We start from the raw sequence: 25,423 nt of genomic DNA, 5'->3' as shown, positions 1-25,423 counted from the left end.
TACCGTTGCCTGCGGCCGCCCCCCGTAGCATGGCAGCGTTCATTATTGGGGAAGCACCATGTCAACGAATACCTTCGCCACCCTGGGCCTGTTGCTCGGGGCGCTGCTGTTGAGCGCCTGCGACAGCGCCTTGCCCCCGGCCGACGAAGCGCCGCTGGCCACCGTAACCATCGAAACGATCCAGGCCCGGCCGCTGTCCATCAGCAGTGAACTGAGCGGGCGCATCGCCGCGCCGCGAACCGCCGAAGTCCGTGCACGCGTTCCCGGCGTGGTGTTGCAACGGGTGTATCGCGAAGGCAGCGACGTGAAGAAAGGCGATGTGCTGTTCCGCATCGACCCGGCCCCGTTCAAGGCCGACCTGGACAGCGCCGAAGCCGCGTTGCGCAAGGCAGAGGCCAACGCGTTCCAGGCCCGCCTGCAAGAGCAACGTTATTCGCAGTTGATCGCCGACAATGCCATCAGCGGCCAGGACTACGACAATGCCCGCGCGGCCGTCCGCCAGACTGCCGCCGATGTCGCCGCCAACAAGGCCGCCGTGGAGCGGGCCAGGCTGAACCTGGACTATGCCACGGTCACCGCGCCGATTGCCGGGCGCATCGGCCGGGCACTGGTGACCGAGGGCGCGCTGGTGGGCCAGAACGAAACCACGCCGCTGGCCCTCATCCAGCAATTGAACCCGATCCACGCCGACCTTACGCAATCGACCCGCGAGCTCAACGAGCTGCGCCGGGCCTTGCGCTCCGGACAGTTGCAGCAGGTCGGCCAGGACCAGGCCAAGGCCACGTTGATCCAGGACGACGGCAGCCTCTACCCGTTGCCGGGCAAGCTGCTGTTCACCGACATCGCCGTCGACCCGGGCACCGGCCAGATCACCCTGCGCAGCGAATTTCCCAACCCTGACCTCGACCTGTTGCCGGGCAGCTTCGTGCGCGTACGCCTGGAGCAAGCCTTCGATCGGCAAGGCATCAGCGTGCCGCAACAGGCCATCCAGCGAGACAGCGCCGGCGTGGCCCAGGTATTGCTGCTCGACGCGCAACAACAGGTCAGCCTGCAACCGGTGGAACTGGGCGCCGTACAAAACGACCGCTGGATCGTCACCCACGGCCTGAAGCCCGGCGACCGCATCGTGGTGCAAGGCCTGCAACACGCCCGCCCCGGTGAAAAAGTCCGGATCGACGACTCCCCTCTTCCCCTTGCCCAGGTCCCTGGGCAGTAAGCAGGACGTTTCCTATGCCGCAGTTCTTTATCGACCGCCCGGTGTTCGCCTGGGTGGTGGCGTTGTTCATCCTGCTGGCCGGTGCGCTGGCCATCCCGAAGCTGCCGGTGGCGCAGTACCCGGACGTCGCGCCACCGCAGATCGAGATCTATGCGGTATACCCGGGCGCCTCGGCGCAGACCGTGGACGAAAGCGTGGTCAGCCTGATCGAAGAAGAGCTCAACGGCGCCGACAACCTGTTGTACTTCGGTTCCCAGAGCAGCCTGGGCAGCGCCACCATCACCGCGACGTTCCAGCCCGGGACCAACCCCGAACTGGCCCAGGTCGACGTACAGAATCGCCTCAAGGCCGTGGAGTCGCGCCTGCCTCAGGCGGTCACTCAGCAAGGCCTGCAGGTGGACAAGGTCTCGGCCGGGTTCCTGTTGCTGATCACCCTGACCTCCAGTGACGGCAAGCTCGACGATGTGGCCCTCAGCGATTACCTGGCGCGCAACGTGATGAACGAGATCAAGCGCCTGGACGGTGTCGGCAAGGCGCAGTTGTACGGCGCCGAACGGGCGATGCGGATCTGGATCGACCCACAGAAGCTGCTGGGCTTCAACCTGACGCCGGCCGACGTCAACGCCGCCATCGTGGCGCAGAATGCCCAGGTGTCGGCGGGCAGCATCGGTGATCTGCCGACCCGTACCACCCAGGAAATCACCGCGACCGTCCTGGTCAAGGGCCAACTGTCGACGCCTGAAGAATTCGCCGACATCGTGCTCAAGGCCAATCCCGACGGCTCTACCGTGCGCATCGCCGATGTGGCCCGGGTCGAGGTCGGCAGCCAGGAATATCAATTTTCCACGCGCTTGAACGGCAAGCCGTCCACCGCCGTCAGCGTGCAGTTGTCACCCGGGGCCAACGCCCTGAGCACGGCGACCCTGGTACGGGAAAAAATGGACGAACTGGCGCGCTATTTTCCGGCCGGCGTGGAATACAAGATCCCCTACGACACCTCGCCTTTCGTCAAAGTCTCTATCACCAAAGTGGTCTATACCCTCGGCGAGGCCATGCTGCTGGTGTTCGCCGTGATGTTCCTGTTCCTGCAGAACATCCGCTACACCTTGATCCCGACCCTGGTGGTGCCCGTGGCCCTGATGGGGACGTTCGCCACCATGCTTGCCCTGGGTTTTTCCATCAACGTGCTGACCATGTTCGGCATGGTGCTGGCCATCGGCATCCTGGTGGACGACGCCATCGTGGTGGTGGAGAACGTCGAGCGGATCATGGTCAGCGAGGGCTTGTCCCCCAGGGAGGCGACGCGCAAGGCGATGCGGCAGATCACCGGCGCGATCGTCGGCATCACCCTGGTGCTGGTGGCGGTGTTCATTCCGATGGCGTTCATGCAAGGCTCGGTAGGGGTCATCTATCGGCAGTTCTCGCTGTCCATGGCCACGTCGATTCTGTTTTCAGCCTTCCTCGCCTTGACGTTGACCCCGGCGCTTTGCGCGACCTTGTTAAAACCCATCGCCCAGGGCGAACACCACGCCAAAGGCGGATTCTTCGGCTGGTTCAATCGGCGTTTCGATCAATTGAGTGATCGTTATCAAGGTTGGGTGGCCTATGCATTGAAACGCACCGGGCGCTATCTGCTGATCTACGGCGTATTGCTGGTGAGCCTGGGCCTGCTGTTCAGTCGCTTGCCCTCCTCCTTCCTGCCGGTGGAAGACCAGGGCTATACCATCACCGATATCCAGCTGCCGCCCGGCGCGAGCAAGAACCGCACGGTGCAGGTGGTCGAGCAGATCGAGTCGCACAACGCCGGCGAGCCGGGGGTGGGCGACAGCACGGTGATCCTCGGCTTCAGCTTTTCCGGCAGCGGGCAGAATGCCGCGCTGGCGTTCACCACCCTCAAGGACTGGTCGGACCGTGGCAGCGACGACTCGGCAAGCTCCATTGCCGAGCGCGCCAACCAGGCCTTCGGCCGGATCAAGGATGCCGTGGCCTTCGCTGTTCTCCCGCCGCCAGTGGATGGCCTGGGGACTTCCAGCGGTTTCGAGTTCCGCTTGCAGGATCGCGGTGGGCTCGGCCACGCCACCCTCATGCAGGCTCGCAGCGAATTGCTCGCCGCCGCTGAAAAAAGCCCGGTGCTGATGAACGTGCGCGAGAGTGCCCTGGCCGAAGCGCCGCAAGTGCAATTGGAAGTGGACCGTAAGCAAGCCAATGCCTTGGGGGTGTCTTTCGCCGACGTCGGCAACGTGCTGGCGACTGCCGTGGGCTCAAGCTACATCAACGACTTCCCCAACCAGGGGCGGATGCAGCGGGTGGTGGTCCAGGCCGAAGGCGATCAACGCAGCCAGGTCGCCGATCTGTTGAAGATCCATGTGCGCAACGACAGCGGGAAAATGGTGCCGCTGTCGGCCTTTGTCCAGGCCCGATGGACCCAGGGCCCGACGCAACTGACCCGCTACAACGGCTACCCGGCCATCAGCATTTCCGGCGAACCGGCGCCTGGCCACAGCACCGGCGAAGCCATGGCGGAAATCGAACGCCTGGTGGCCCGAGGTCCGGCGGGACTGGGCCAGGAATGGACCGGGCTGTCGTTGCAGGAGCGCCTGTCCGGCAGCCAGGCGCCGATCCTGCTGGGCCTGTCGCTGCTGGTAGTGTTCCTGTGCCTGGCAGCCCTGTACGAGAGCTGGTCGATCCCCACCTCGGTCCTGTTGGTGGTGCCACTGGGCGTGCTTGGCGCGGTGCTGGCGGTGTCGTTGCGCGGGATGCCCAACGATGTGTTCTTCAAGGTGGGGCTGGTCACCATCATCGGCCTGTCGGCCAAGAACGCCATCCTGATCATCGAGTTCGCCAAGAGCCTCTACGACGAAGGCCATGACCTGGTCGATGCCACGCTCCAGGCCGCGCGCTTGCGCCTGCGTCCGATCATCATGACCTCCCTGGCCTTCATCCTCGGCGTGGTACCCCTGGCCATCGCTACCGGCGCCAGTTCGGCGAGCCAGCAGGCCATCGGCACCGGGGTGATTGGTGGGATGATCACCGCGACATTGGCGGTGGTGTTCGTGCCGGTGTTTTTCGTGGGGGTGATGAAGCTGGCGAGACAGCGCAACAAGGGGATTCTGGAAGACTTTGAAAATCTGAAAGATCAACCATAAAAATACGGCTTTGTACAGTTGTCATGTCTGACAGTATACAGGCGGGAAAGATGGGTCTTAGATGAACATTCCATGCCAATGACATCGCAGGATGCCCGCTGGATCTCCCGCCGAACATTACGGAGCTTATATCCATGAGCAACGCAAGTACGAAACCAGCCCTGGACCCTCTCGGGTCGGAAGTCAACTTCACGGCCAACCTGGAGGACAATTCAAACTTCAGCGCAGTCATGACCACATTGAAAGGTTCTACCACCCCTAAACGGGGTGAAGTGTGGATCGTGGTGGCAACCGAATGGAAAAACAACCGGCCAAGAACCTTCACGATCATCTTTTCCAAAGACATCAAGGAAGAAACGGACGCTGTCATCACGGTCGATGATGCGCACGTCAACCTGCTCTACAACAACTATGACGATCCGGATGCGCCGACATTGCAACGGGCACGCTCAGGCAAGATCACCTACCAGGTTGGGCCGGGCATGTGTTTCAGCGGATCGTTCGAAGCGCAAATCGATAAAGCCCAAGGAGGTGGCACTTACCTGTGCACCGGCAACTTCGATACGGCACTCAGTTGGTAGTCATGGTCTGGAAAGAGTCAAAAAAAGAGCCCTGGCTGTTTTAACCAGGGCTCTTTTTGCACGCATTACCTTTTATGGGCAGGACAGTGCCGGCTGCGTATCACCACTTGAATTGCACGCCGACGGTTCCACCTATCGGCATTTCAATGCCCTTGCCATTCATGTATTCGACTTCCGCATGGGCCTGCCAGCGCTCCGACAGGTTCACGGCAATGCCCGCGCCCAACTCGACCCGCGACCCCGAAAGATCATTATTGAATACGTTGTTATTGACTTTCACTTCATTGTTCTTGGAAAACTCGTGGGCGAATGCCGCGCGTACATAAGGTTGTACCGTCGCGCCATTGTCCAGTTGCATGTCCCGACCCGCCGTGACACCGGCCTTGCCAAGGAACGAATAGGTACGATCACCTTCGGCCTGAAGGCCATTGTCCAGATGGTAATCCTTGCCCTGGATAGCCACGGCAGACCATTGGGTGAATGGCTCGATGAAGTAACCGTCGTCCAGTTTGATGTTACGACCGACCTCCACCGAACCACCGAGACCATTGTTGTCGTAATCACCCTTGGAACGCTTGCCATCGCTCATGCCGACCTTGGCATCGTTCTGGAAACGGTTGAGTTTCAGTACGCTGTCGACGTAGTAGCCACTGACATCATCCATCCAGGTCAGGTAGGTACCGACGTAGTAACTTTTGATCGTACCGGAAGTACCACGATGCAGGTCCAGGTCAGAAGTGCTGTGACCGGCCATGACCCCCAGCAGCCATTGTCCATCGCCCATCGGCAACGGTGCGTCGGCACCCAGGGTGAAGCCGTGCTGGGCCTGGCGATAGCCCGCGCCATAACTGTCGGAAACGTTGTATTTGTTGCCATAGGCCCTGATCCAGGCACCGGATTTCTGCGAGTTGAAGCGCAACTCCCCCATCCGGCTGCGCAACGACATCATTTCACCGTACCAGACGGTCGGCGCAGTGTTGAACAGTGCCATGACCGCCCGGGTGGAAGGGCTGACGGTGCGGGCGGTAGGATCCAGGAACCAATCGTTGCCCGTATCGCTCTGCTTCAAGCCGTAGGAGTAGGCGCCCAGGTCAACCTCACCACCGGCATTGGCCAGGGAGAACGAGGCGTCCCCGCCGCCGGTATGGACCACCTGGATGGGTTGGCCGCTGGCCGGATCGACGCCGCTGCTGGCGATCATGAGTTGATGATTACCCGTGGCCGTGCCCGTGACATTGAGGAAATCGGTCTGGTTGGTCGAGAAGTCAGTACCGATTGCAAACAGGCCACTGCCGGACAAGGTGTCTACGTTCAATCGATAGAACGCATTATCGGCGCCGAACCGCACGGTGCCGCCATTGAGCACCAGGTCGCCGACCTGGCTGTCGCCCGTCATGGTCCAACCCGATTGCTCATCGATACTGGCCGTGGCCACGTTATCCATGATGCCGGTCATCTGCGAACCCTGCTGCAGGGCCACCGTTGCAGTGCCACCCGCCTCGGCCCGTACATCCCCGGTCAAGGTAGCCTGGGTGAGGTTCAATGCGGCCCTGCTGTCGCCAGCGACCTGGACATTACCCGTCAGGTTGCTGAGTCCGACGTTCATCACCGCATCGCCTGCCTCCTTCACTTCGAGAATGGTGCCGTTGCTGCCGGTCAACGTCGAGCCGTTGAGCACATCGATCCGGGAAGCCGGTGCGGTGGCGCCCGCGTAATCCACGACAATGGCCGAACCGTTCCTGCCCTCGACGCTCGATCCATCGAGGGTCAACTGATTGCCTGCTGCCACACCCCCTTCAAGGCGCAGTACCGCGCCGTTCTGACCACCGATGATGCGGGTTCCATCGCTTGCGGAAGCCGACCCGCCCAGCAGCGCCAGGCCAAAACTGTCGGCGTTCGTCCCTTCGACCACTGAGTTTGAAAACGTCAGGGCACTGAAGGCCGTCGCACGAGCCCCACCGGTCGCGCCGGTGAAACGACTATTGACCGCCGTGACCGTCGAACCGGTGGGAGTACCGACCACGTGAGCTGCCTGTAGGCCTATATTGTTGCTGGTGACGGTGCTGCCAGTGATGGTAGCGGTGCTGTTGACCAGTTCGAGGCCCGCAAGCGCATCGCCGCCGGTGACCGTCGAGTTGATCAGGTTCACCGTCGAGCCGTCGGAAGCTGAAATGTCCAAGGTGGCGGCACCATTGGCATTCAACGTGGACTCAAAAGCAAGGATGTCCAGGGTCTGCGCCCCATTCACGTTCAATGTGGCCTCTTGTGTGAGCCCCCACGACTCCACGGCATAGCCGTCGGTAATGGTCTGGCTGCCACCCACCAGTGTCCCGCCGAGCACGGATTCAGGGAGTAATAAAGAAAAACACAGCGATGAACCGCCAAGCCAGATTGCCGTCCTTGGCCGTGTCCCATTGTATTTTATTGACCACATATAGAATTACCCTCACAAGTCCTTCCGACGGAAGACCTAGCTAGTGGGCGGACGAAAGCCCTCCACCCAAGACGGCCGGTAAACTACAGATCTATACAAAGGCGGTATGTAGGAATAGTCTGGTGACGATCTAGGATTTATCTTCAATAGATTCGAATGTCGGAGGAAAGAGCAATTCCTCCCTCCGACATCGCCGTATCGAAAATTAGCCATCGGCCTCATCGCAGTAGTTGAAACTGGTATTGAGAAACCTGACTTCGTTGAACAGTGCAGTCGAAGGGTCTGGGACGCCTGGAACCTCATACCATATCTTTATCCAACCGTTGGGCTGACTGCTGCCATTCGGAGGCTGGATCGGCTTTAATTTTTCCAGATAGGGTTGGACATCCAGAACGAACTCTCCATTGGGCTCCATACCTGTCACTCTATAGGTATCGCTGAATTGTGTGCCCGGGACTTCTGTGTTTCCCGTTGCATCAGTGGTCCCGACGGACTTTACTGTGACGACAGTACCGGCCGGCATATAAGCCGAGTCGATTTGAACAGTCACGGGCAGCTCAAAAAAAGATTCTTCCTTCAAAGAGAGGCATGTCACAAATGTGCCATCAAAGAGATAAACGGTAGGCGCTGGCATTGTGACAAGAACTGGATCGACCGTGATCGTCTTGTCCGGTGATTTCATTCTATTACGACCGCCGTCCTCTTCAATTGTCCAGTAGACAGTGATGGAGCCGACTTTAAAATCAAATCCATTATTAGGGTCCATATCATAAGACAATATGCCTGTAACGGGCCCGGCAGGTATGTCCTCGCTGTAGATCTCGTTACCGTCATACCAGAGCTTGGCTTTTTCATCACCCAGCGCTGTCCAGGTCGTAGGGCCGGAAATCATGGGTGTGCTGATGGTCGCGATTTTGTCGCGATTCTTCGAAGTTATACGGTCGACATTGCCCTCGAAGTCTACGACTGTCACGACGTCCATGTCTTTGTTTTCCAGACTGGGGAAATCTGGATTCACCGGGCCCCGATAGGTGAAATCTAGCTGGGTGTCGAATACGGCGGAAGGAATCGGCGAATCCGTTCCCCTCAGGTAGTTATACCTGGCAAAGATATCCACGGGTGCCGTAGCGTTATCCCAAAGCGCCAGAATTCTGCTTTTGGTCGCTACGAACTGGAGCATCGGCGCCGTACCTAACGGCAGCGAACCCAACTCGAAAGCCCTACCGGTTTTGCCGATAATCATCGAAACCCTGTCGTCGTCCAGCCCATTCGTTGCACGATCAACGTTGATGTAGACGGGCGTTTCAATATCTTTGAGATCGATTGCGTCCGGCGGAACCCCTTTGGGGATGACGCATTCAAAAAGTCCAGGTGGCGGAAGACGTACAACGGCTACACGCGTCGAGAAAGAGTCCTCACTGGCATTCCCCACGATATCGGTCAACACATACCAGATGAAATAAGTGCCATCGATTTTAGGCAGTTTATCCTTGGGAACGGAAACCGTCCCGGAGGTCAAAAACTGTGAGTGTATCGGCGTTCCGGTGCCATAGTTGGTTTCCGCGTAGACATCGATATTGTCATCCGGGCGATAGAACGGGTAACCAATATGAATGCTGAGTTCAAGCGCTGAATTATTGTCAAGCCAGTCATCATCGATAGTGCTGGCGGGCAAATTCAACAGGTCGGGAGGGTCCGGCTGAAATTTCTGCCCTGAAGCCTTGTCCTGCTCTGGTGCAGTCCGGTCAACTTCGGCCTTGAACCACGGTGATCGGTCCGGATTACCAGTACCTCCTTGGACAATAGAGAATCGATACTCGTAGGCGGTTGATCCACGAAGCAGATCGTCATCGACAAGGGATGTCGTAGCCACGGGTATTTCAATCTCCAGTGGACGGTTTCCTATGGCGCCGAACGAGTCGCTTGCGATTGTAGTGACTACTCCACTCTTGTCCCTGTGCTGCAATATATATGCATCGCCATCATGGGGGTTCACAATCTTACTGATTGGAAATCGAAAAATCATGGGCCCCGGATCCAGCACCGATAAAGGAATAAGATCGTCGACAATCTGGCCATCGATGCTAGGAGGATCAACCAAGACACCCGACTCGGCCCCGGTTGTACGCAGTGCCGATCGCGAGCGTTCAGCGACTTCGTTCAACGTCAGTTCCTCACCATCCAAGTTCACGACATTACTTTTGACAGTCATTTTTGTTTCTCCTTGAGAAATGAATGAGGTCAGCCCGTCGAGCAAAAATTCGATACAACTCTTACTGTCTTCGAAAACCTGTCAAAGACTGACGGCGACACCCGACCCTCATGTTGGTCAGGCAAATCCCCCGCATGGCTCGTCCTGTCCGGGAATCATACGGTCCAACCTCACCACTCCCCGTTCGGATTTGGCAATGGCTATGGTGTTTCTAAAAATCGTATATTGGGCGGCACCCGAATCGTAATCCTTCATGGGCCTTATATAGGGATCGAAGGGAATCTCGATGATGAATCCATTCAACGCCTCATCCCTGCTCAACGTCTTGCGAAACTCATGGACCGGTGTGAGCGCCGGAGGCTGACCATTCAAGGTTTCGAAACCCTGCCATTCAAGCACGCATACATCGAATTCCTCGAAGATGGATTCGGGCTTGATCTGGATCCTGATCTTTTCCCAGATGGGCGGCACCGTGTCACAGTTGATAAACCCATTCAGCGGGTTCTTATCGGGATAGTGCGGCTCCTGGAGCGTTGGCGCCAACGTGTGATCGATGATCAGGGTACGTCTGGGTGAAGGATCAGGATTGAACATCATCCAGACATACCGAATGATGGCCGTCCCATCAACACTCATATGTTGAGGCGTAATAGGAAAGGTGAATTCCGGCTGATCCTCACTTTCAGTGTAAGTTCTCTGGAAAATTACCGTTTGGGAGGGGTAATTGGTTTGTTCCCAGTAAACAGTCAACGTTATTTGTTCATTAGGAATTTGAGGAAAACCCAATGGCCTCGTAACTCTTCCCGTCGTGCCATTGATCAACACATCTCTGGGTATCCGGGCCGGACTCGAGTCGCTCACGCCATCTATCCGCAACGCGACCGCTGTCATGTATTCAGGGGACTGTGACATTGAATTTCGCTCTCCGAAAAAGGTGCGTCCGAAACACCTTTCGTTTTAGCCCGGCCGTTGAATTCATTAGGCGCCGGGCCTGCGGAGCTGCCAACTGTCATATCTGACAGTGTGAAATACCGCTGGTCGGAAGATTATCCAGGTTTAATTCCTCACGCAGACGCCCGGGCGGCGATGAGTCCTCGACTTGAAGGCAAACGTTCGGCCTCGCGCACGTGCTACAACCGCGCCGCGCACAAGGCAATACGCCGACAGGCATCGGCCAGCCTCGATTGATCCACCACCAGGCCAACGCGAATATGCCCCGTCGCACTTCGCCCGAATGCCTCGCCGGGTAGCACCGACACGCCATATCCATCCAGCAGATGCTCGGCGAATGCCTGGGCAGCGAGCCCGGTGCCGCGCACATCGACCATTACGAACATGCCACCATCGGGCCGCACCGGCCTGAGGCCCGGACAGTCATCGAGCATGGCGCACACCAGGTCCCGGCGCCGCCGATACTCTTCACGCATCTGCATCACTTGCGGCAGATCCGCCTCCAGCGCGACCTGGGCGGCGCGCTGGACGAAGTCAGGCAGGCCGAACAGCATGCACAGGGACAGGTTCGCCAGATGCTCGGCCAAGGGCTCAGGCCCGATGACCCAACCGATGCGCCAACCGGTCATGGCGTGGGATTTGGACAGGCTGTTGATGGTCGCGGTGCGCTCAGCCATGCCCGGCAGGCTGGCCGGACTGATGTGCTCGCCCTCGTACAGCAGGTCGCTGTAGACCTCGTCGCTGATCAGCCACAGGTCGTGTTCAATGCACACCTGCGCCAGCGCCTGCCAGGTCGCCAACGGCAGGCTGGCGCCGGATGGATTGTTCGGGCTGTTGAGCAGCAACGCGCGGGTTCGCGGCGTGATCAGCCGGGCCACCTCGGCCGGCTCGACCCGGAAACCGTTTTCCGGACGCACCGGCGCGGGCACTACCTTCGCCCCGCAGGCGCCAAAGACGGCTTCGTAGGTGACATACATCGGTTCGGCGACGATCACCTCGTCACCAGGGTCGAGCAGGCACTGCGCGACCGCGTAGACCCCGCATTGCGCTCCCGGCAGCACCGTGACGTGCTGCGCCTCCACGGGCTGGCCGCAGCGTTGACGGTGGCGACGGGCAATGCTCTGACGCAGCCCGTGCAGCCCGCGCACATCCGAATAGTGCGTCTCCCCGGCCCGCAGGCTGTCAATGGCGGCGGTGACGATGGCTTGCGGTGTATCGAAGTCCGGATCGCCCACCGATAGCAACAACACTTCCATGCCCTGCCCTTGCATGGCTAGCGCCCGATCATGGATTTCCCAGGCAGCGGCGCCGTCGCCGGCGATCCGTTGGGTCAAGGCTGAATAACGCATGCACTTCTCCTGAATTTGCGCGGTCCGGTTCAACCCTATCGCAAATCAGGAACCGCGCCACCCTATCGACCCGCCATTCGCCAGAGGCGCGCGATATCCCGGGCTCGCTCAGTCAACAGCCGCGGGGCATCAGCGCAGGCGTCCTGCAAGGTCGTAGGGCCTGCGACCAGGGCAAAGGCGGCATCGACGCCGTGTTCATACAGCGCCTCGTACCCCTGCCCCAACGTGCCGGCGATGACCAGCACCGGCACGCCATGCTGGCGGGCCATGCGGGCCACGCCAAACGGGGTCTTGCCGCGCAGGGTCTGGGCGTCGAAACGGCCTTCGCCGGTGATGACCAGGTCGGCGCCTTCGAGCGCTGCGGCCAGCCCGGTCAACTGGGCCACGACGTCCACACCGGTCCGGAACTGCGCCTGCAGGAATGCCTTGGCCGCGAATCCCAGGCCGCCAGCGGCGCCACTGCCCGGTTCGTCGCGAACATCGCGGCCCAATGCCTCGGCGCAATGGTCAGCGTAATGACCCAGTGCGCGGTCCAGGCTCTGCACCTGCGAGGCCGAGGCGCCCTTCTGCGGACCGAAAATGGCGGAAGCCCCCTGCGGACCGCATAACGGGTTATCGACATCGGCGGCGATTTCGAAACTGACCCGGGCCAGGCGCGGGTCCAGGCCGGCGAGGTCGATGCGCGAGAGGTTCGCCAAGGCCAGGCCTCCGGGGCCCAGAGGTTGGCTTCGTCGGTCCAGCAATGCCACCCCCAGCGCCTGCATCGCACCGGCACCGCCATCGTTGGTGGCGCTGCCGCCGATGGCCAGGATGACCCGTTCGGCCCCCTCATCCAGCGCCGCGCGGATCAATTGGCCGGTGCCGTAGGTGCTGCTGGAGCAGGCATCGCGCTGCCCCGGCGGCACGAGTTGCAAGCCGCTGGCCTCGGCCATCTCGATGATCGCGGTGCGGCTGTCGGCCAACCACCCCCAACGCGCCTCGACGGCAGCGCCCAAGGGGCCACGGACCGGGCTACGACGCCACTCGCCGTTGCAGGCGGCCAGTACCGACTCCACCGTCCCCTCGCCGCCATCGGCCATAGGGCACTTGACCAATTGGGCATCCGGCCAGACCTGGGCCAGCCCGAGCGCAATGGCATCGGCGACGCCCTGGGCGCTGAGGCTGTCCTTGAACGAGTCGGGGGCGATGATTATTTTCATAGTGTTCTCCGGTTCCGATGCCCAGCATGCTGCCAGCTGACCGCAGCCGTGACGCCGGTCCGCCGCACAAAAGACACCCGGCATTATTGTTCAATTCCACAATATCGACCTGGCGAGGGGTGGGGTCGAGGCTGATGGCCTTATCGCGAGCAGGCCTGCCACCACGGGCCTATGCCGGTGGAAGGTCGCTCTGCGGCAGCAGTTGCACGCCCAGGTACAACGCCAGCATCCCGTCCAGCCGCAACGGGTCCACGCCGCTGAGTTCGGCGATCCGCTCCATGCGGTAACGCAGGCTGTTGCGATGAATGCCCAGGGCGTCGGCGCAGGCCTGGCTCTGGCCGTCGTGCTCGCACCAGCTGCGCAAGGTGGCGAGCAGTTGGCCGTTGCTGTCCCTGGCCATCACCTTGCGCAGCGGGGTGAGCAGCTCGTCCAGGGCATCGTCGCTGCGATGGCGCCAGAGCATGACGGGCAGGCGATAGCGGTTGAGAACCAGCAAGCGATGCTGCGGCAACACATCCCGTCCATAGGCCAGCAGGTCCCCGACCCGTCGGTAGCAGCGGCGCAGGCCCGCCAGCCCTTCGGCCTGGCCACCCACCGCCACCCGCAGGATGTTCCAGCCCAATCCGTCCAGCTTGGCCAGCAGCCGCTCGTTCTCCACCGACGCGCTGACCGGCCGGCACCAGAGCAACGACGATTTGGACGAGGTCAGGCACCAACTGTCGGGATAGCGGGATATCAGCCAGGCACTCAGGGCCTCGACGGTCTGCCCGGGCCCATGCTCAAGACCCAGCTCGAACAGATAAGGCACCCGCGACAATTGCGGCTTGAGGCCCATCTGCTGCGCCTCGTCCAGCAAGCGTGGCGAATCCCCGCTATCGCCCAGCAGCAACGCCAACAGGTCATCGCAACGCTGACGACGCCACTGCTGTTCGGCCTGCTGGTTGCGCTGGCCCAGGAGCATCTCGGCGGTCATGCGCACCAGTTCGGCGTAGGTGCGCAACTGCTCCGGCTCGCCTGTGATGCCCAGCACACCGATCAGCCGCTGGTCGAGCATCAGCGGCAGGTTGATCCCCGGCTGTACGCCCTTGAGATGCACCGCCGTGTGGGCATCGATTTCCACCACCCGGCCATTGGCCAATACCAGCTGCGCGCCCTCGTGACGGGTGTTGATGCGCTCGCGCTCGCCACTGCCCAGTATCAGGCCCTGGTTGTCCATGACATTGACGTTGTACGGCAGGATCGCCATCGCCCGGTCGACGATATCCTGCGCCAGGTCGTGATCGAGTTCGAACATGCACGGTGTTCCTTGCAAGGGTGATTGGTCAGGCGCACAGGGTCGGCACTCAAACCCTGTGCTCAGGCACAAAGACACGGGGCCTTGGGCTGGCCGAGACTCAAGGGGCGGTCAACGTTACCCCTTGGCTCGCAAAAATCATAATAAAGAGAGACTCGCCATGTCCCAGAGCGCAGCAGCCGTCCTGGCTACTCCAGACGAAAAGAACACCGTCTACAAACGCATTACCCTGCGTTTGATTCCCTTCATCTTCATCTGCTACCTGTTCAATTACCTTGACCGGGTCAACGTCGGCTTCGCCAAGCTGCAGATGCTCGACGCACTGAAATTCAGCGAAACCGTGTACGGCCTCGGTGCCGGGATCTTCTTTATCGGCTACGTGCTGTGCGGCGTGCCGAGCAACCTGGCCCTGACCCGGTTCGGCCCGCGGCGCTGGATCGCCCTGATGATGATTACCTGGGGCACACTGTCGACCTGCTTGCTCTTCGTCACCACCCCCACCCAGTTCTATACCCTGCGACTGTTCACCGGCGCGGCTGAAGCCGGTTTCTTCCCGGGCGTGGTGCTGTACCTCTCGCAATGGTTCCCGACGTTCCGTCGAGGCCGCATCATGGCGCTGTTCATGTCGGCCATCCCGGTGTCCGGCCTGCTGGGCAGCCCGTTTTCCGGTTGGATCCTCAATCACTTCGCCGCCGGCCAGGGTGGCCTGGCAGGCTGGCAGTGGATGTTCCTGCTGCAAGGGGTACCGACGGTCATCCTGGGAGCGCTGGCATTTTTCCTGCTCAGCGACACCTTCGCCAACGCACGCTGGCTGACCGCCGAGGAGCGCGCCGTACTCACTGCCGACCATGCGCAAGACCTGGCGAGCCAGCCGAAGACCGCCAGCGACTCCTTGCTCGCCGTGTTCAAGAATCCGGCGATCTGGGCGTTCGGCCTAGTCTATTTCTGTATCCAGAGCGGGGTGTACGCGATCAACTTCTGGCTGCCGTCGATCATCAAGAACCTGGGCTTCAGCGATAACCTGGTGATCGGCTGGCTGAGCGCGATCCCTTATCTGCTGGCAGCCGTGTTCATGTTGCTGGTCGGTCGCTCGGCGGACCTGCGCAAGGAACGTCGCTGGCACCTGGTAGTGCCGATGCTCATGGGCGCGGTCGGGCTGCTGATCGCGGTCAATTTCGCCGGCACACCGGCCATCGCCATTGTCGGCCTGTCCATCGCCACCATGGGAGCCCTCACCGGCCTGCCGATGTTCTGGCCGGTGCCCACCGCCCTGCTCAGCGCCGGCGCGGCCGCCGGTGGGCTGGCATTGATCAACTCCATGGGACAGATGGCGGGCTTCCTCAGCCCGTACCTGGTGGGTTGGGTCAAGGACGTCACCGGATCGACCGATGCGGCGTTGTACCTGCTGGCTGGCGTGATCGTCTGCGGCAGCCTGTTGGCGTTGCGCATGACCCGCACCCTGCGCGCCTGACGCCAATCCTCTGTGGGAGCGAGCTTGCTCGCGATAGCGTCGAACAGTCAACATCAATATCGACTGATCCGACGCCATCGCGAGCAAGCTCGCTCCCACAGGGATTCAGGGGGGTCCGATAAATCTGTTTGATCCGCGCGCCTGTTCTGGGGTTTGATTGGGCCTTTCCCATGGATGAAAGGATCTTGTCATGAGCTACCGCACGCTTGGCCATTCCGGGTTGCAAGTCTCGACCCTGACCCTGGGCACCATGATGTTCGGCGAACAGACCAGCACCGAGGATTCGCTGCGGATCATCGACAAGGCCTGGGACCAGGGCATCAATTTCATCGACACCGCGGACGTCTACACCAATGGTCGCTCCGAAGAAATCGTTGGCGAAGCGATTGCCAGCCGCCGCCAGGAATGGGTGCTCGCCACCAAGGTCGGGTTCGGCCCGGCGGACGGCGTGCCCAATCGCAGCGGCCTGAGCCGCAAGCACATCTTCAACGGTATCGAGGCCAGCCTGACTCGCCTGGGCACCGATTACCTGGATATCTACTACCTGCACCGAGAAGACCACAACACGCCGCTGCAGGTGACGGTGTCGGCCATCGGCGACTTGATTCGCCAGGGCAAGATCCGCTACTGGGGCCTGTCGAACTACCGTGGCTGGCGCATCGCCGAAGTGATCCGGATCGCCGACAGCCTGGGCATCGACCGCCCGGTGATCAGCCAGCCGCTGTACAACATCGTCAATCGCCAGGCCGAGACCGAGCAGATCACCGCCGCGCAGCATTACGGTCTCGGCGTGGTGCCCTTCAGCCCTCTCGCCCGGGGCGTGCTCAGTGGCAAGTACGCACCGGACGTGGCGCCGGATGCCAACAGCCGCGCCGGCCGGCAGGACAAGCGCATCCTGGAGACCGAATGGCGGGTGGAGTCTCTGCGCATTGCCCAGCAGATCCTGCAATACACCCAGGGCCGGGGCGTGGGGATCGTCGAATTCGCCATCGCCTGGGTGCTGAACAACCGCGCAGTGACCTCGGCCATCGTCGGGCCGCGCACCGAGGAGCAGTGGGATTCCTATACCAAGGCGCAAGCCGTGAAAATCACCGCGGAGGATGAAGCCTTCATCGATTCGTTGGTGACGCCGGGGCATGCCTCCACGCCAGGGTTCAACGATGTGGGGCATTTCGTGCCGGGACGCGTGCCGCTGACGTCCTAAGCACTCATCGAACAAGAACCTGGCGAGGGAGCTTGCTCCCGCTGGGCTGCGCAGCGACCGCAATCCAGGGTTCGCTACGCTGCCCTGCGGGAGCGAGCTCCCTCGCCGCAACTACCCTTCTCACCACAACGGTGTTCCTGCCCATCAAAATAAGAGGCCTCAGTGTCCAAAGGCATCGCTCTATCGGTCTCAGCCTCTGCGCTGTTCGCCGTCATGTACTACTACACCTCGTTGCTCTCACCGTTGACCGGCCTGGAGATTTTCGGCTGGCGCATGCTGCTGACGATGCCATGCATGACCGTGTTCATGCTGGTGGCACGAGAGTGGCACCTGGTCACGGCGCTGATCCGCCGCCTGGTTGCCACGCCACGCCTGTTGATCGCGGCAATAGCCTCGTCGGCACTGATGGGCGCCCAATTGTGGCTGTTCATGTGGGCGCCGCTCAACGGCTACAGCCTGGACGTATCGCTGGGGTATTTCCTGCTGCCGTTGTCGATGGTCCTGACCGGCCGCATCGTCTATGGCGAACGCCTTTCTTACCTGCAAAAAGTCGCCGTGTTCTTCGCCACCCTTGGCGTGTTCAATGAGTTGTACCAAGTGGGTGGTTTTTCCTGGGCAACCTTGCTGGTGGTGTTGGGCTATCCGCTCTACTTCATCCTGCGCAAGCGCACCAAGACCCACAACCTGGGCGGGCTCTGGCTGGACATGACCCTGATGCTGCCGCTGGCCCTCTGGTTCGTGCAAAGCGGCGAACAGGGTTTCGAGGTGTTCAATCAATACCCGTGGCTGTCGCTGCTGATTCCGCTGCTCGGCGTGATCAGTGTTTCTGCGCTGGTGTGCTACATCGTCGCCAGTCGGTTGCTGCCGTTCAGCCTGTTCGGGTTGTTGAGCTATGTCGAACCGGTGCTATTGCTGGGCGTGGCGCTGCTACTGGGCGAAAGCATCAAGGCCACTGAATGGCTGACCTACATCCCCATCTGGATGGCCGTGGCGGTGCTGGTGTTCGAGGGATTCAAACACCTGATGCGGCAGCGGCGCCGGGACTGACGTACACACCGCTCCCACAAGGGTTTGCGTCGCTCAATAAAAAGCCCGCCTGGCATCACTGCCAGGCGGGCTTTTTTTGCGCTCAGGTATTACTCGGTCGCCAGCACACCCCGACGCACCTGGTCACGCTCGATGGACTCGAACAGCGCCTTGAAGTTGCCTTCGCCGAAGCCGTCGTCGCCCTTGCGCTGGATGAACTCGAAGAACACCGGCCCCATCAGGGTTTCCGAGAAAATCTGCAGCAGCAGGCGCTTGTCGTCCGGGTTGGAGGAACCGTCCAGCAGGATCCCCCGCGATTGCAGCTCGCCCACCGGCTCGCCGTGGTTCGGCAGGCGGCCTTCGAGCATTTCGTAGTAGGTGTCCGGCGGCGCCGTCATGAAGCGCATGCCGATGCTCTTGAGCTTGTCCCAGGTCTTGACCAGATCATCGGTCAGGAAGGCCACGTGCTGGATGCCTTCGCCGTTGAACTGCATCAGGAACTCTTCGATCTGCCCGGCGCCCTTGGACGATTCCTCGTTCAACGGAATGCGGATCATGCCATCCGGAGCGGTCATGGCCTTGGATGTCAGGCCGGTGTATTCGCCCTTGATATCGAAATAACGGATCTCACGGAAGTTGAACAGCTTCTCGTAGAAGCCGGCCCAGTAGGCCATGCGGCCGCGATAAACGTTGTGGGTCAGGTGATCGATGATTTTGAGGCCCGCACCCACCGGATGACGGTCGACACCTTCGAGGAACACAAAATCGATATCGTAGATCGAGCTACCCTCGCCAAAACGATCGATCAGGTACAGCGGCGCACCGCCGATGCCTTTGATCGCCGGCAGGTTCAGCTCCATGGGGCCGGTTTCGATGTGGATCGGCTGGGCGCCGAGCTCCAGGGCTCGCTTGTAGGCCAGCTGCGAATCCTTGACGCGAAACGCCATGCCGCACACCGACGGGCCATGCTCGGCGGCGAAGTAGGACGCCACGCTGTGGGGTTCGTTGTTGAGGATCAGGTTGATCGCACCCTGGCGATACAGGTGCACATCCTTGGAACGGTGCGTGGCCACCTTGGTGAAGCCCATGATCTCGAAGATCGGCTCCAGGGTATTGGGAGTCGGGGATGCGAACTCGATGAACTCGAAGCCCATCAGGCCCATTGGGTTTTCGTATAGATCTGCCATGTCGGCGCCTCATCATGCTTGTCAATTAACGGAGCGTTAGTTGCTGGCGATGCTGAGGACGCGGGGTGGCGCGCAGGAAATACCGCGAACGCTGCGGGCGAGGAAATCGCCATAGATCAGTTGTAACCCAAGTATCTTCATTGTCGACCCAAGGCTCTTGCGGGCGAGGCTTCTGCTGCCAGAAGACGTTATTCTTATATGCGTAAACCGATTCTACACAGCGTAACCCGATTTGTCCGCCTCCTGTATCAAATCGTCTTTTGCGCCGATCGTGCAAGAGGCTTGTTGCACAGGAAAATGCCCGTCAGGATCAATCCTGCGCCCACGCCCATCAGCGCGCCGAGTCGTTCATCGAGCAACAGGGCCCCCAGCAGCACGGCGGTGAGCGGGTTGAGCGCAATGAATACGCCGCAGCGGGTGGCGCCGATCCGGCGAATACCCTCGTACCAGGCAATATAGGCCAGGGCCGAGCCCAACACACCGAGGTACAGCAGACTCAGCCACTGGCGCATTTCCAGGCCACGCAGCGGCTCCAGCCGAGCTTCGCCCCCGGCCACGCAAGCCAGCCACAACATCCCCGTGCCCAGCAGAATCGACCAGGTGACGGTCTGCAACGGACCAAGGCTGTCGTTCAGGTTCCTGGAAAACAGCGAATAGATACCCCACCCCAACACGCAACCGAAAATCAGCAGGTCTCCCATCCAGCCTTGTGCGGCGCTCTGCAGCGAGGACGGATCGCGGCTGACGATCACCAGTCCCGCCCCGCCGATGCATAACACGATTCCCCAGACCTTCGAGGGGCCCAGCCGCTCCTTGAACAACCACCAGGACGCCAGGCCGATGACCGCCGGGTTCAAAGCCACGATCAGCGAAGCGCGCGACGCCTGGACATATTGCAACCCTTGGAAAAAGCACAGGTTGTAGAAAAGGATGCCGAAGAACCCCAGCACGGCCAGTTGCAACGCCTGTTTCAGCGTGGGTCTGACCAGCGCGACCCTGGCCAGGCAGAGAAACAGCAACAGCGCGATACTGGCCAGCGAAAAGCGCAAACTGGCGGCCAGCAGGGGCTCCAGGGTGCTGGACAACATCCTGCCGGCCACGAAGGTCCCGCCCCAGATCATGGTGACCATGGACAGGTTCAGGTACACCGGCAGGTCCGAGGAGGTTGGAGCAGTTTGTTCAAGGGTCTTCATGGTTCACCACATCAGTTCAATCGAATGCCGCCATGGCGTATTCTCGAACTCATGTCTGATCATCGTAAAATGAGCAAATACTCATGACCCTTACCCAGCTCGAAATATTCTCCCTGGTCGCTGAACTGCGAGGGTTCACCGCCGCAGCGATGCGTCTGGGGGTCAGCCAGTCAGCGGTATCCCACGCTATCAAGTCGCTGGAGCAGGAGCTGGGCGTCGAATTGTTCAGGCGCCATCAATCCTTGGTGGAACTCACCGACATCGGCCAGCAACTGCTGTCACGGGCCCGGGCCATGCTCGGGCTGGCCAACACCTTGCGCCAGGAAGCCGCCGACGCCCAGGGCATGCGCCGGGGCACGTTGCGCATCGGGTCGTTCGGTCCGACCTCCTCCATGAAGTTGCTGCCCCCTATCCTGCAACGCTATCGAGCGTTGCACCCGGGCATCGAAGTTCATATCGACGAAGGACCGGACCGCCAGGTCATCCAATGGCTGGATGAACGACGGATCGACATTGGCTTCGTGGTCCTGCCCGAGGAGCGTTTCGATACCGTCGCCCTGATGGAGGACCAGATGGTGGCCCTGCTTCCCGCCACCCATCCCCTCGCCGCCCGATCCAGCCTGGGCCTGAAGGACCTGTGCAACGACCCTTTCGTGCTCACCGAGGCCGGTTCCTCGGAGCTGGTCACACGCCTGTTCAACGCCGAGCGGCTCACGCCAAACGTACGCTATCGCTGTTCGCAGGTGCTCAGCACGTTGAATGTGGTGAGCCGGGGCGAAGCCGTGACCGTGGTCTCGGAAGGCTCGCTACCGGAAGGCGAGCACTGCGGCTTCGTAGTCCGTCCCTTGGCGCCACGGGTCCCGCGCCGGATCGGCCTGGCAGTGCTGGACAGCCGCCAGGTTTCGCCTGCCACCCAGGCGTTCATCGACTTGGCCAGATCCACCTGAATCAGGCTCTGTACGAACATCCTTGAGACTCGCTCATGCTGCGCTGAAACAGCCTCGGATTACTCATGTACTCCAATGAACTGCGCTTGCTTGGCTGTTTTCGCCTTGCCTGCCTTCGGCTCAAGACTGTTCGTACAGAGCCTGACATGCGCCACTGTGTGATAACACTTTGCAATTAAGGGACAGTGGAGCTGCAACTTTGCGTCGAATTATCTAGTGCATCATAGTTGGCTCAAAGCCCTGGCGCGGCGTGCCTGCCGGGACTCCAACTAGTAGGAAAACGTTTGCCATTGTTACATAACGAAAAAGTTACGATTTACACTCCCCGGTTTAACTACTACAATTTTTCTACCTGTGCTGGATAGCAGGGAGTCATTTATCACCGAGTCGCGTCAAGGCGCTTGGCTTATAGCTTTGTTTGCGGTTGGTATCAGCCACATATTTGATTGGAGTAACGATAATTGTCCAGACTCGCTGAATTTCGTAAAGCCGAAAAGGCCCTTCAGGACCAGCTCAAACAGCTGGAAAAGCTGAAGAACGATGCCGGGCTCAAGAAAGAAATCGAATTCGAAGAAAAGCTCCAGGGACTGATGAAAACCTACGGCAAGAGCCTGCGCGACATCATCGCGATTCTCGATCCGGGCCCGGCCAAGGCAGGCGCGGCAGCGGCCGGCAAGACGCCTAAAACGCGCCGCGCACGGGTGGTGAAGGTCTATCAGAACCCCCATACCGGCGAACTGATCGAAACCAAGGGCGGCAACCACCGCGGCCTGAAAGCCTGGAAAGAGCAGTACGGCGCCGAGACCGTTGACTCCTGGGTACGTACCTGACATCCAGCCTTGAATGAAAAGCCCTGATCAACAGGGCTTTTTTATGGACTTAAACTTCTGGATTAAACCCAGAGTATCAGGCGGATAACCTTATAGTTTCAGGCTATTTCGTACCGCCTGTATTTCCTCCTGGCTTTCGGCAAACACCTGCGCCTGCCCGGCATAGGACAGTACATACGCCCGCCCGGCATTTAGTGCTGCAACCAGAGTCTGGGACAACACGTGCCGGCCATTTTGCGTGATTGTGCAAGTGGTCTCCAAAGCTGTTGCCTCGCCCAACATCGAAGCATGAATCTTATTGCAGACACTTTGATAACCGCCCTGGAAAAAATCCTTCTGGATTGACTTGCGCATTTCCAGCAGCACGCCCTGCAAGTTGACTTGATGATCGGGTTCCACAGGCGTCGCAGTCAGCTCCATGACCAACAATGCATTTCCCGCGGCATCGTTTTTGGTCGCTCGCTGGCGTGTAGTCCCTTGACGGGTTGGCGTGACGGCGTCGGAAGGCAACGACTCGACGACCCAGCCCTCGGGCCATGCGACCTGCGGTTCAGCCGCCTGGGCCTCGATACTCGCAACTAAGGCAAACGACAGGACAAACAGCGAAAGGAGCGGTCGAATCATCAGGTTGCACTCAAGGACGGATCGGCAAGTCTGAAGCCGGCCGCAAACCCAGGCAATAGCCACTCGCGGTTTGGCGTTGCCGCGTCCCTTGCGTATCATGCTGCAAGCCACTCAGCGCAGCCCCAGAACCGTCGCGATCCGCTCTGCGGCGCCGTCTGCCTCACTTCTTTTTGGAGGGCCCATGAGCCTGCACGAACTCGAACACTTCCCGGGCGTCACCGCCCAACCCGATGCCGCCACGACCCACTACGTCTTCAACCACACCATGCTTCGGGTCAAGGACATTACCAAATCGCTGGATTTCTACACTCGGGTTCTGGGTTTTACCCTGGTGGAAAAACGCGACTTCCCGGAAGCCGAATTCAGCCTGTATTTCCTGGCCCTGGTGGACAAGCACCAGATCCCGGCCGATGCCGCGGCACGCACCGAATGGATGAAGTCGATACCAGGCATCCTGGAACTGACCCATAACCACGGCACCGAAAACGACCCGGCGTTCAGTTACCACGACGGCAACACCGACCCGCGCGGGTTCGGTCATATCTGCATCTCGGTGCCGGATGTCGTCGCGGCCTGCGAACGCTTCGAAGCACTGGGCTGTGACTTCCAGAAGCGCCTGAACGATGGCCGCATGAAAAGCCTGGCGTTCATCAAGGACCCGGACGGCTACTGGGTCGAGATCATCCAGCCAGCGCCACTGTAAGCTGCACTGATGCCTCTTGTGGGAGCGAGCTTGCTCGCGATGAGGGCAGCACATTCAGCATTGAGGCAAGCTGCCCCGCCGCCATCGCGAGCAAGCGCCCTCCCACAGAATGATGGGCGATAAAAAACCCCATGAGCCAAGGCTCATGGGGTTTTCCTTTTGCCCGCGATCGGCCGCTCAGGCCGGTGCGGAGGTGCGGATCAGGTGGTCGAAGGCTCCCAGCGAAGCCTTGGCGCCCTCGCCTACGGCGATCACGATCTGCTTGTACGGCACCGTGGTCACGTCACCGGCGGCGAACACGCCTGGGATCGAGGTTTCACCACGGGCATCGACCACGATCTCGCCACGCGGGGACAGTTCGACGGTACCCTTGAGCCAATCGGTGTTGGGCAACAGGCCGATCTGCACGAAGATGCCTTCCAGCGCCACATCGTGTACTTCTGCGCTTGGACGATCCTTGTAGCGCAAGCCGTTGACCTTCTGCCCGTCACCGGTCACTTCGGTGGTCTGGGCGTTGGTGATCACCGTCACGTTCGGCAGGCTGTGCAACTTGCGCTGCAACACGGCGTCGGCACGCAATTGCACATCGAACTCCAGCAAGGTGACATGGGCCACGATGCCCGCCAGGTCGATGGCGGCCTCGACACCGGAGTTGCCTCCGCCGATCACCGCCACGCGCTTGCCCTTGAACAGCGGACCGTCGCAATGCGGGCAGTACGCCACGCCCTTGTTGCGGTATTGCTGCTCGCCCGGTACGTTCATTTCGCGCCAGCGGGCGCCGGTCGCGAGGATCACGGTCCTGGCCTTGAGGCGCGCACCGCTGGCGAACCTGACTTCGTGCAGCTCGCCCTCTCTACCCGGCACCAGCGCATCGGCACGTTGCAGGTTCATGATGTCCACGTCGTACTGCTTGACGTGCTCTTCCAGGGCGACAGCCAGTTTCGGCCCTTCGGTTTCCTGGACCGAAATGAAGTTCTCGATGGCCATGGTGTCCAGCACCTGGCCGCCGAAACGCTCGGCCGCCACCCCCGTGCGGATGCCTTTGCGAGCCGCGTAGATCGCCGCCGAAGCACCGGCCGGGCCACCGCCGACCACCAGCACGTCGAAGGCATCCTTGGCGCTGATCTTCTCGGCCTGGCGTTCGATGCCGCTGGTGTCGATCTTGGCGAGAATTTCTTCCAACCCCATGCGGCCCTGGCCGAAGTTCACGCCGTTCAAGTAGATGCTCGGCACCGCCATGATCTGGCGTTCGTCGACCTCGGCCTGGAACAGCGCGCCGTCGATGGCGACATGGCGGATGTTCGGGTTCAGCACCGCCATCAGGTTCAGCGCCTGGACCACGTCCGGGCAGTTCTGGCACGACAGCGAGAAATAAGTCTCGAAGTTGAATTCACCCTTGAGGGAGCGGATCTGTTCAATGACTTCGACACTGGCCTTCGACGGGTGGCCACCGACTTGCAGCAGGGCCAGCACCAGCGAAGTGAATTCATGGCCCATGGGGATGCCGGCAAAACGCAGGCTGATATCGGCTCCCGGGCGATTCAACGAAAACGAAGGCTTGCGCGCATCGTTACCGTTGTCGAGCAAGGTAATCTTGTCGGAGACACTGGCAACGTCTTTGAGTAAAGCGAGCATTTCCTGGGATTTCGCACCGTCGTCGAGGGATGCAACGATCTCGATCGGTTGGGTGACCCGTTCCAGATATGACTTCAACTGAGCTTTAAGATTGGCGTCCAACATACGGGCGATTTCCATTTTTTGAATTTCAGAAAAAACAACGCCCGAGCGAATCTCGCCCGGGCGTTTTTTGTGGGCGGTGCGGCTTACTCAGGTGCGGATGACCGCCCTCAAGGAAC

At 60.4% G+C, this 25,423-nt stretch carries 19 protein-coding genes; 9 read left to right on the top strand and 10 right to left on the bottom strand.

The features are described 5' to 3' along the window. The first annotated feature begins 58 nt into the window (after positions 1–58). From BW992_RS17980 to BW992_RS17970, 3 genes are all read left to right on the top strand, one after another. Positions 59–1,216, top strand: coding sequence for an efflux RND transporter periplasmic adaptor subunit (locus BW992_RS17980; RefSeq protein WP_076406855.1), 1,158 nt, complete (start codon positions 59–61; stop codon positions 1,214–1,216). Positions 1,217–1,230: 14 nt separating this feature from the next. Then, a complete protein-coding gene (locus BW992_RS17975; protein ID WP_076406854.1) occupies positions 1,231–4,362 on the top strand; it encodes an efflux RND transporter permease subunit in 3,132 nt (1,043 codons plus the stop codon). Positions 4,363–4,496: 134 nt separating this feature from the next. Further along, positions 4,497–4,943, top strand: a complete 447-nt coding sequence (locus tag BW992_RS17970; protein WP_072399020.1) for a hypothetical protein — start codon at positions 4,497–4,499, stop codon at positions 4,941–4,943. Between the two features lie 100 nt (positions 4,944–5,043). Here the strand turns inward: BW992_RS17970 and BW992_RS17965 are convergent, their stop codons facing one another. The 6 genes from BW992_RS17965 to BW992_RS17940 form a co-directional block, all read right to left on the bottom strand. After that, complete coding sequence (locus BW992_RS17965; RefSeq protein WP_231991062.1) at positions 5,044–7,266, bottom strand: autotransporter outer membrane beta-barrel domain-containing protein; 2,223 nt, start codon at positions 7,264–7,266, stop codon at positions 5,044–5,046. Positions 7,267–7,582: 316 nt separating this feature from the next. Further along, entirely contained in the window at positions 7,583–9,589 is a 2,007-nt protein-coding gene (locus BW992_RS17960) for a hypothetical protein (protein ID WP_076406853.1), read from the bottom strand. Positions 9,590–9,706: 117 nt separating this feature from the next. After that, positions 9,707–10,450 (bottom strand): hypothetical protein, encoded by a 744-nt coding sequence (locus BW992_RS17955; protein ID WP_148049153.1) that lies wholly within the window; start codon positions 10,448–10,450, stop codon positions 9,707–9,709. A 269-nt stretch (positions 10,451–10,719) separates the two neighbouring features. After that, entirely contained in the window at positions 10,720–11,889 is a 1,170-nt protein-coding gene (locus BW992_RS17950) for a pyridoxal phosphate-dependent aminotransferase (protein WP_072399023.1), read from the bottom strand. A gap of 62 nt (positions 11,890–11,951) precedes the next feature. Further along, positions 11,952–13,088 (bottom strand): glycerate kinase, encoded by a 1,137-nt coding sequence (locus BW992_RS17945; protein ID WP_076406852.1) that lies wholly within the window; start codon positions 13,086–13,088, stop codon positions 11,952–11,954. A gap of 169 nt (positions 13,089–13,257) precedes the next feature. Continuing rightward, the gene (locus tag BW992_RS17940; RefSeq protein ID WP_076406851.1) at positions 13,258–14,382 is read right to left on the bottom strand and encodes a sugar diacid recognition domain-containing protein; all 1,125 of its coding nucleotides are present in this window, start codon (positions 14,380–14,382) and stop codon (positions 13,258–13,260) included. A gap of 160 nt (positions 14,383–14,542) precedes the next feature. On the opposite strand from BW992_RS17940, the gene BW992_RS17935 reads away from it, so the two are divergent. The 3 genes from BW992_RS17935 to rarD all read left to right on the top strand — a co-directional run bounded on the left by BW992_RS17935 (position 14,543) and on the right by rarD (position 18,104). After that, on the top strand, positions 14,543–15,853 hold the full coding sequence (locus tag BW992_RS17935; RefSeq protein ID WP_072432293.1) for an MFS transporter: 1,311 nt from the start codon (positions 14,543–14,545) through the stop codon (positions 15,851–15,853). 190 nt (positions 15,854–16,043) lie between these two features. Then, positions 16,044–17,057: an aldo/keto reductase gene (locus tag BW992_RS17930; RefSeq protein ID WP_072399027.1), complete on the top strand. Its 1,014-nt coding sequence runs from the start codon at positions 16,044–16,046 to the stop codon at positions 17,055–17,057. A 162-nt stretch (positions 17,058–17,219) separates the two neighbouring features. Then, a complete protein-coding gene (rarD, locus tag BW992_RS17925) occupies positions 17,220–18,104 on the top strand; it encodes an EamA family transporter RarD (RefSeq protein WP_076406850.1) in 885 nt (294 codons plus the stop codon). An 89-nt stretch (positions 18,105–18,193) separates the two neighbouring features. Here rarD and hppD read toward each other — a convergent pair whose 3' ends face one another. Both hppD and BW992_RS17915 read right to left on the bottom strand, forming a co-directional pair. Next, a complete protein-coding gene (gene hppD / locus BW992_RS17920; protein ID WP_072399029.1) occupies positions 18,194–19,270 on the bottom strand; it encodes a 4-hydroxyphenylpyruvate dioxygenase in 1,077 nt (358 codons plus the stop codon). A 248-nt stretch (positions 19,271–19,518) separates the two neighbouring features. Next, entirely contained in the window at positions 19,519–20,463 is a 945-nt protein-coding gene (locus BW992_RS17915; RefSeq protein WP_072399030.1) for a DMT family transporter, read from the bottom strand. Between the two features lie 83 nt (positions 20,464–20,546). On the opposite strand from BW992_RS17915, the gene BW992_RS17910 reads away from it, so the two are divergent. Both BW992_RS17910 and BW992_RS17905 read left to right on the top strand, forming a co-directional pair. Further along, positions 20,547–21,410: a LysR family transcriptional regulator gene (locus tag BW992_RS17910; protein ID WP_076406849.1), complete on the top strand. Its 864-nt coding sequence runs from the start codon at positions 20,547–20,549 to the stop codon at positions 21,408–21,410. 461 nt (positions 21,411–21,871) lie between these two features. After that, the gene (locus BW992_RS17905) at positions 21,872–22,240 is read left to right on the top strand and encodes a histone-like nucleoid-structuring protein, MvaT/MvaU family (RefSeq protein ID WP_072399032.1); all 369 of its coding nucleotides are present in this window, start codon (positions 21,872–21,874) and stop codon (positions 22,238–22,240) included. Between the two features lie 90 nt (positions 22,241–22,330). Here BW992_RS17905 and BW992_RS17900 read toward each other — a convergent pair whose 3' ends face one another. Next, a complete protein-coding gene (locus BW992_RS17900; protein WP_076406848.1) occupies positions 22,331–22,864 on the bottom strand; it encodes a DUF4946 domain-containing protein in 534 nt (177 codons plus the stop codon). Between the two features lie 181 nt (positions 22,865–23,045). Between BW992_RS17900 and gloA the strand changes: the two genes are divergently transcribed. Continuing rightward, the gene (gene gloA, locus BW992_RS17895; RefSeq protein ID WP_076406847.1) at positions 23,046–23,567 is read left to right on the top strand and encodes a lactoylglutathione lyase; all 522 of its coding nucleotides are present in this window, start codon (positions 23,046–23,048) and stop codon (positions 23,565–23,567) included. A 177-nt stretch (positions 23,568–23,744) separates the two neighbouring features. On the opposite strand, the gene ahpF is transcribed toward gloA, so the two are convergent. Beyond that, positions 23,745–25,307 (bottom strand): alkyl hydroperoxide reductase subunit F, encoded by a 1,563-nt coding sequence (ahpF, locus tag BW992_RS17890; protein ID WP_076406846.1) that lies wholly within the window; start codon positions 25,305–25,307, stop codon positions 23,745–23,747. Positions 25,308–25,423: the final 116 nt, after the last annotated feature.

Source organism: Pseudomonas sp. 7SR1 (assembly GCF_900156465.1).
Lineage (GTDB): Bacteria > Pseudomonadota > Gammaproteobacteria > Pseudomonadales > Pseudomonadaceae > Aquipseudomonas.
Note: the sequence above shows the minus strand (reverse complement) of the source record. Positions and strands in the feature narration are given on the sequence as shown.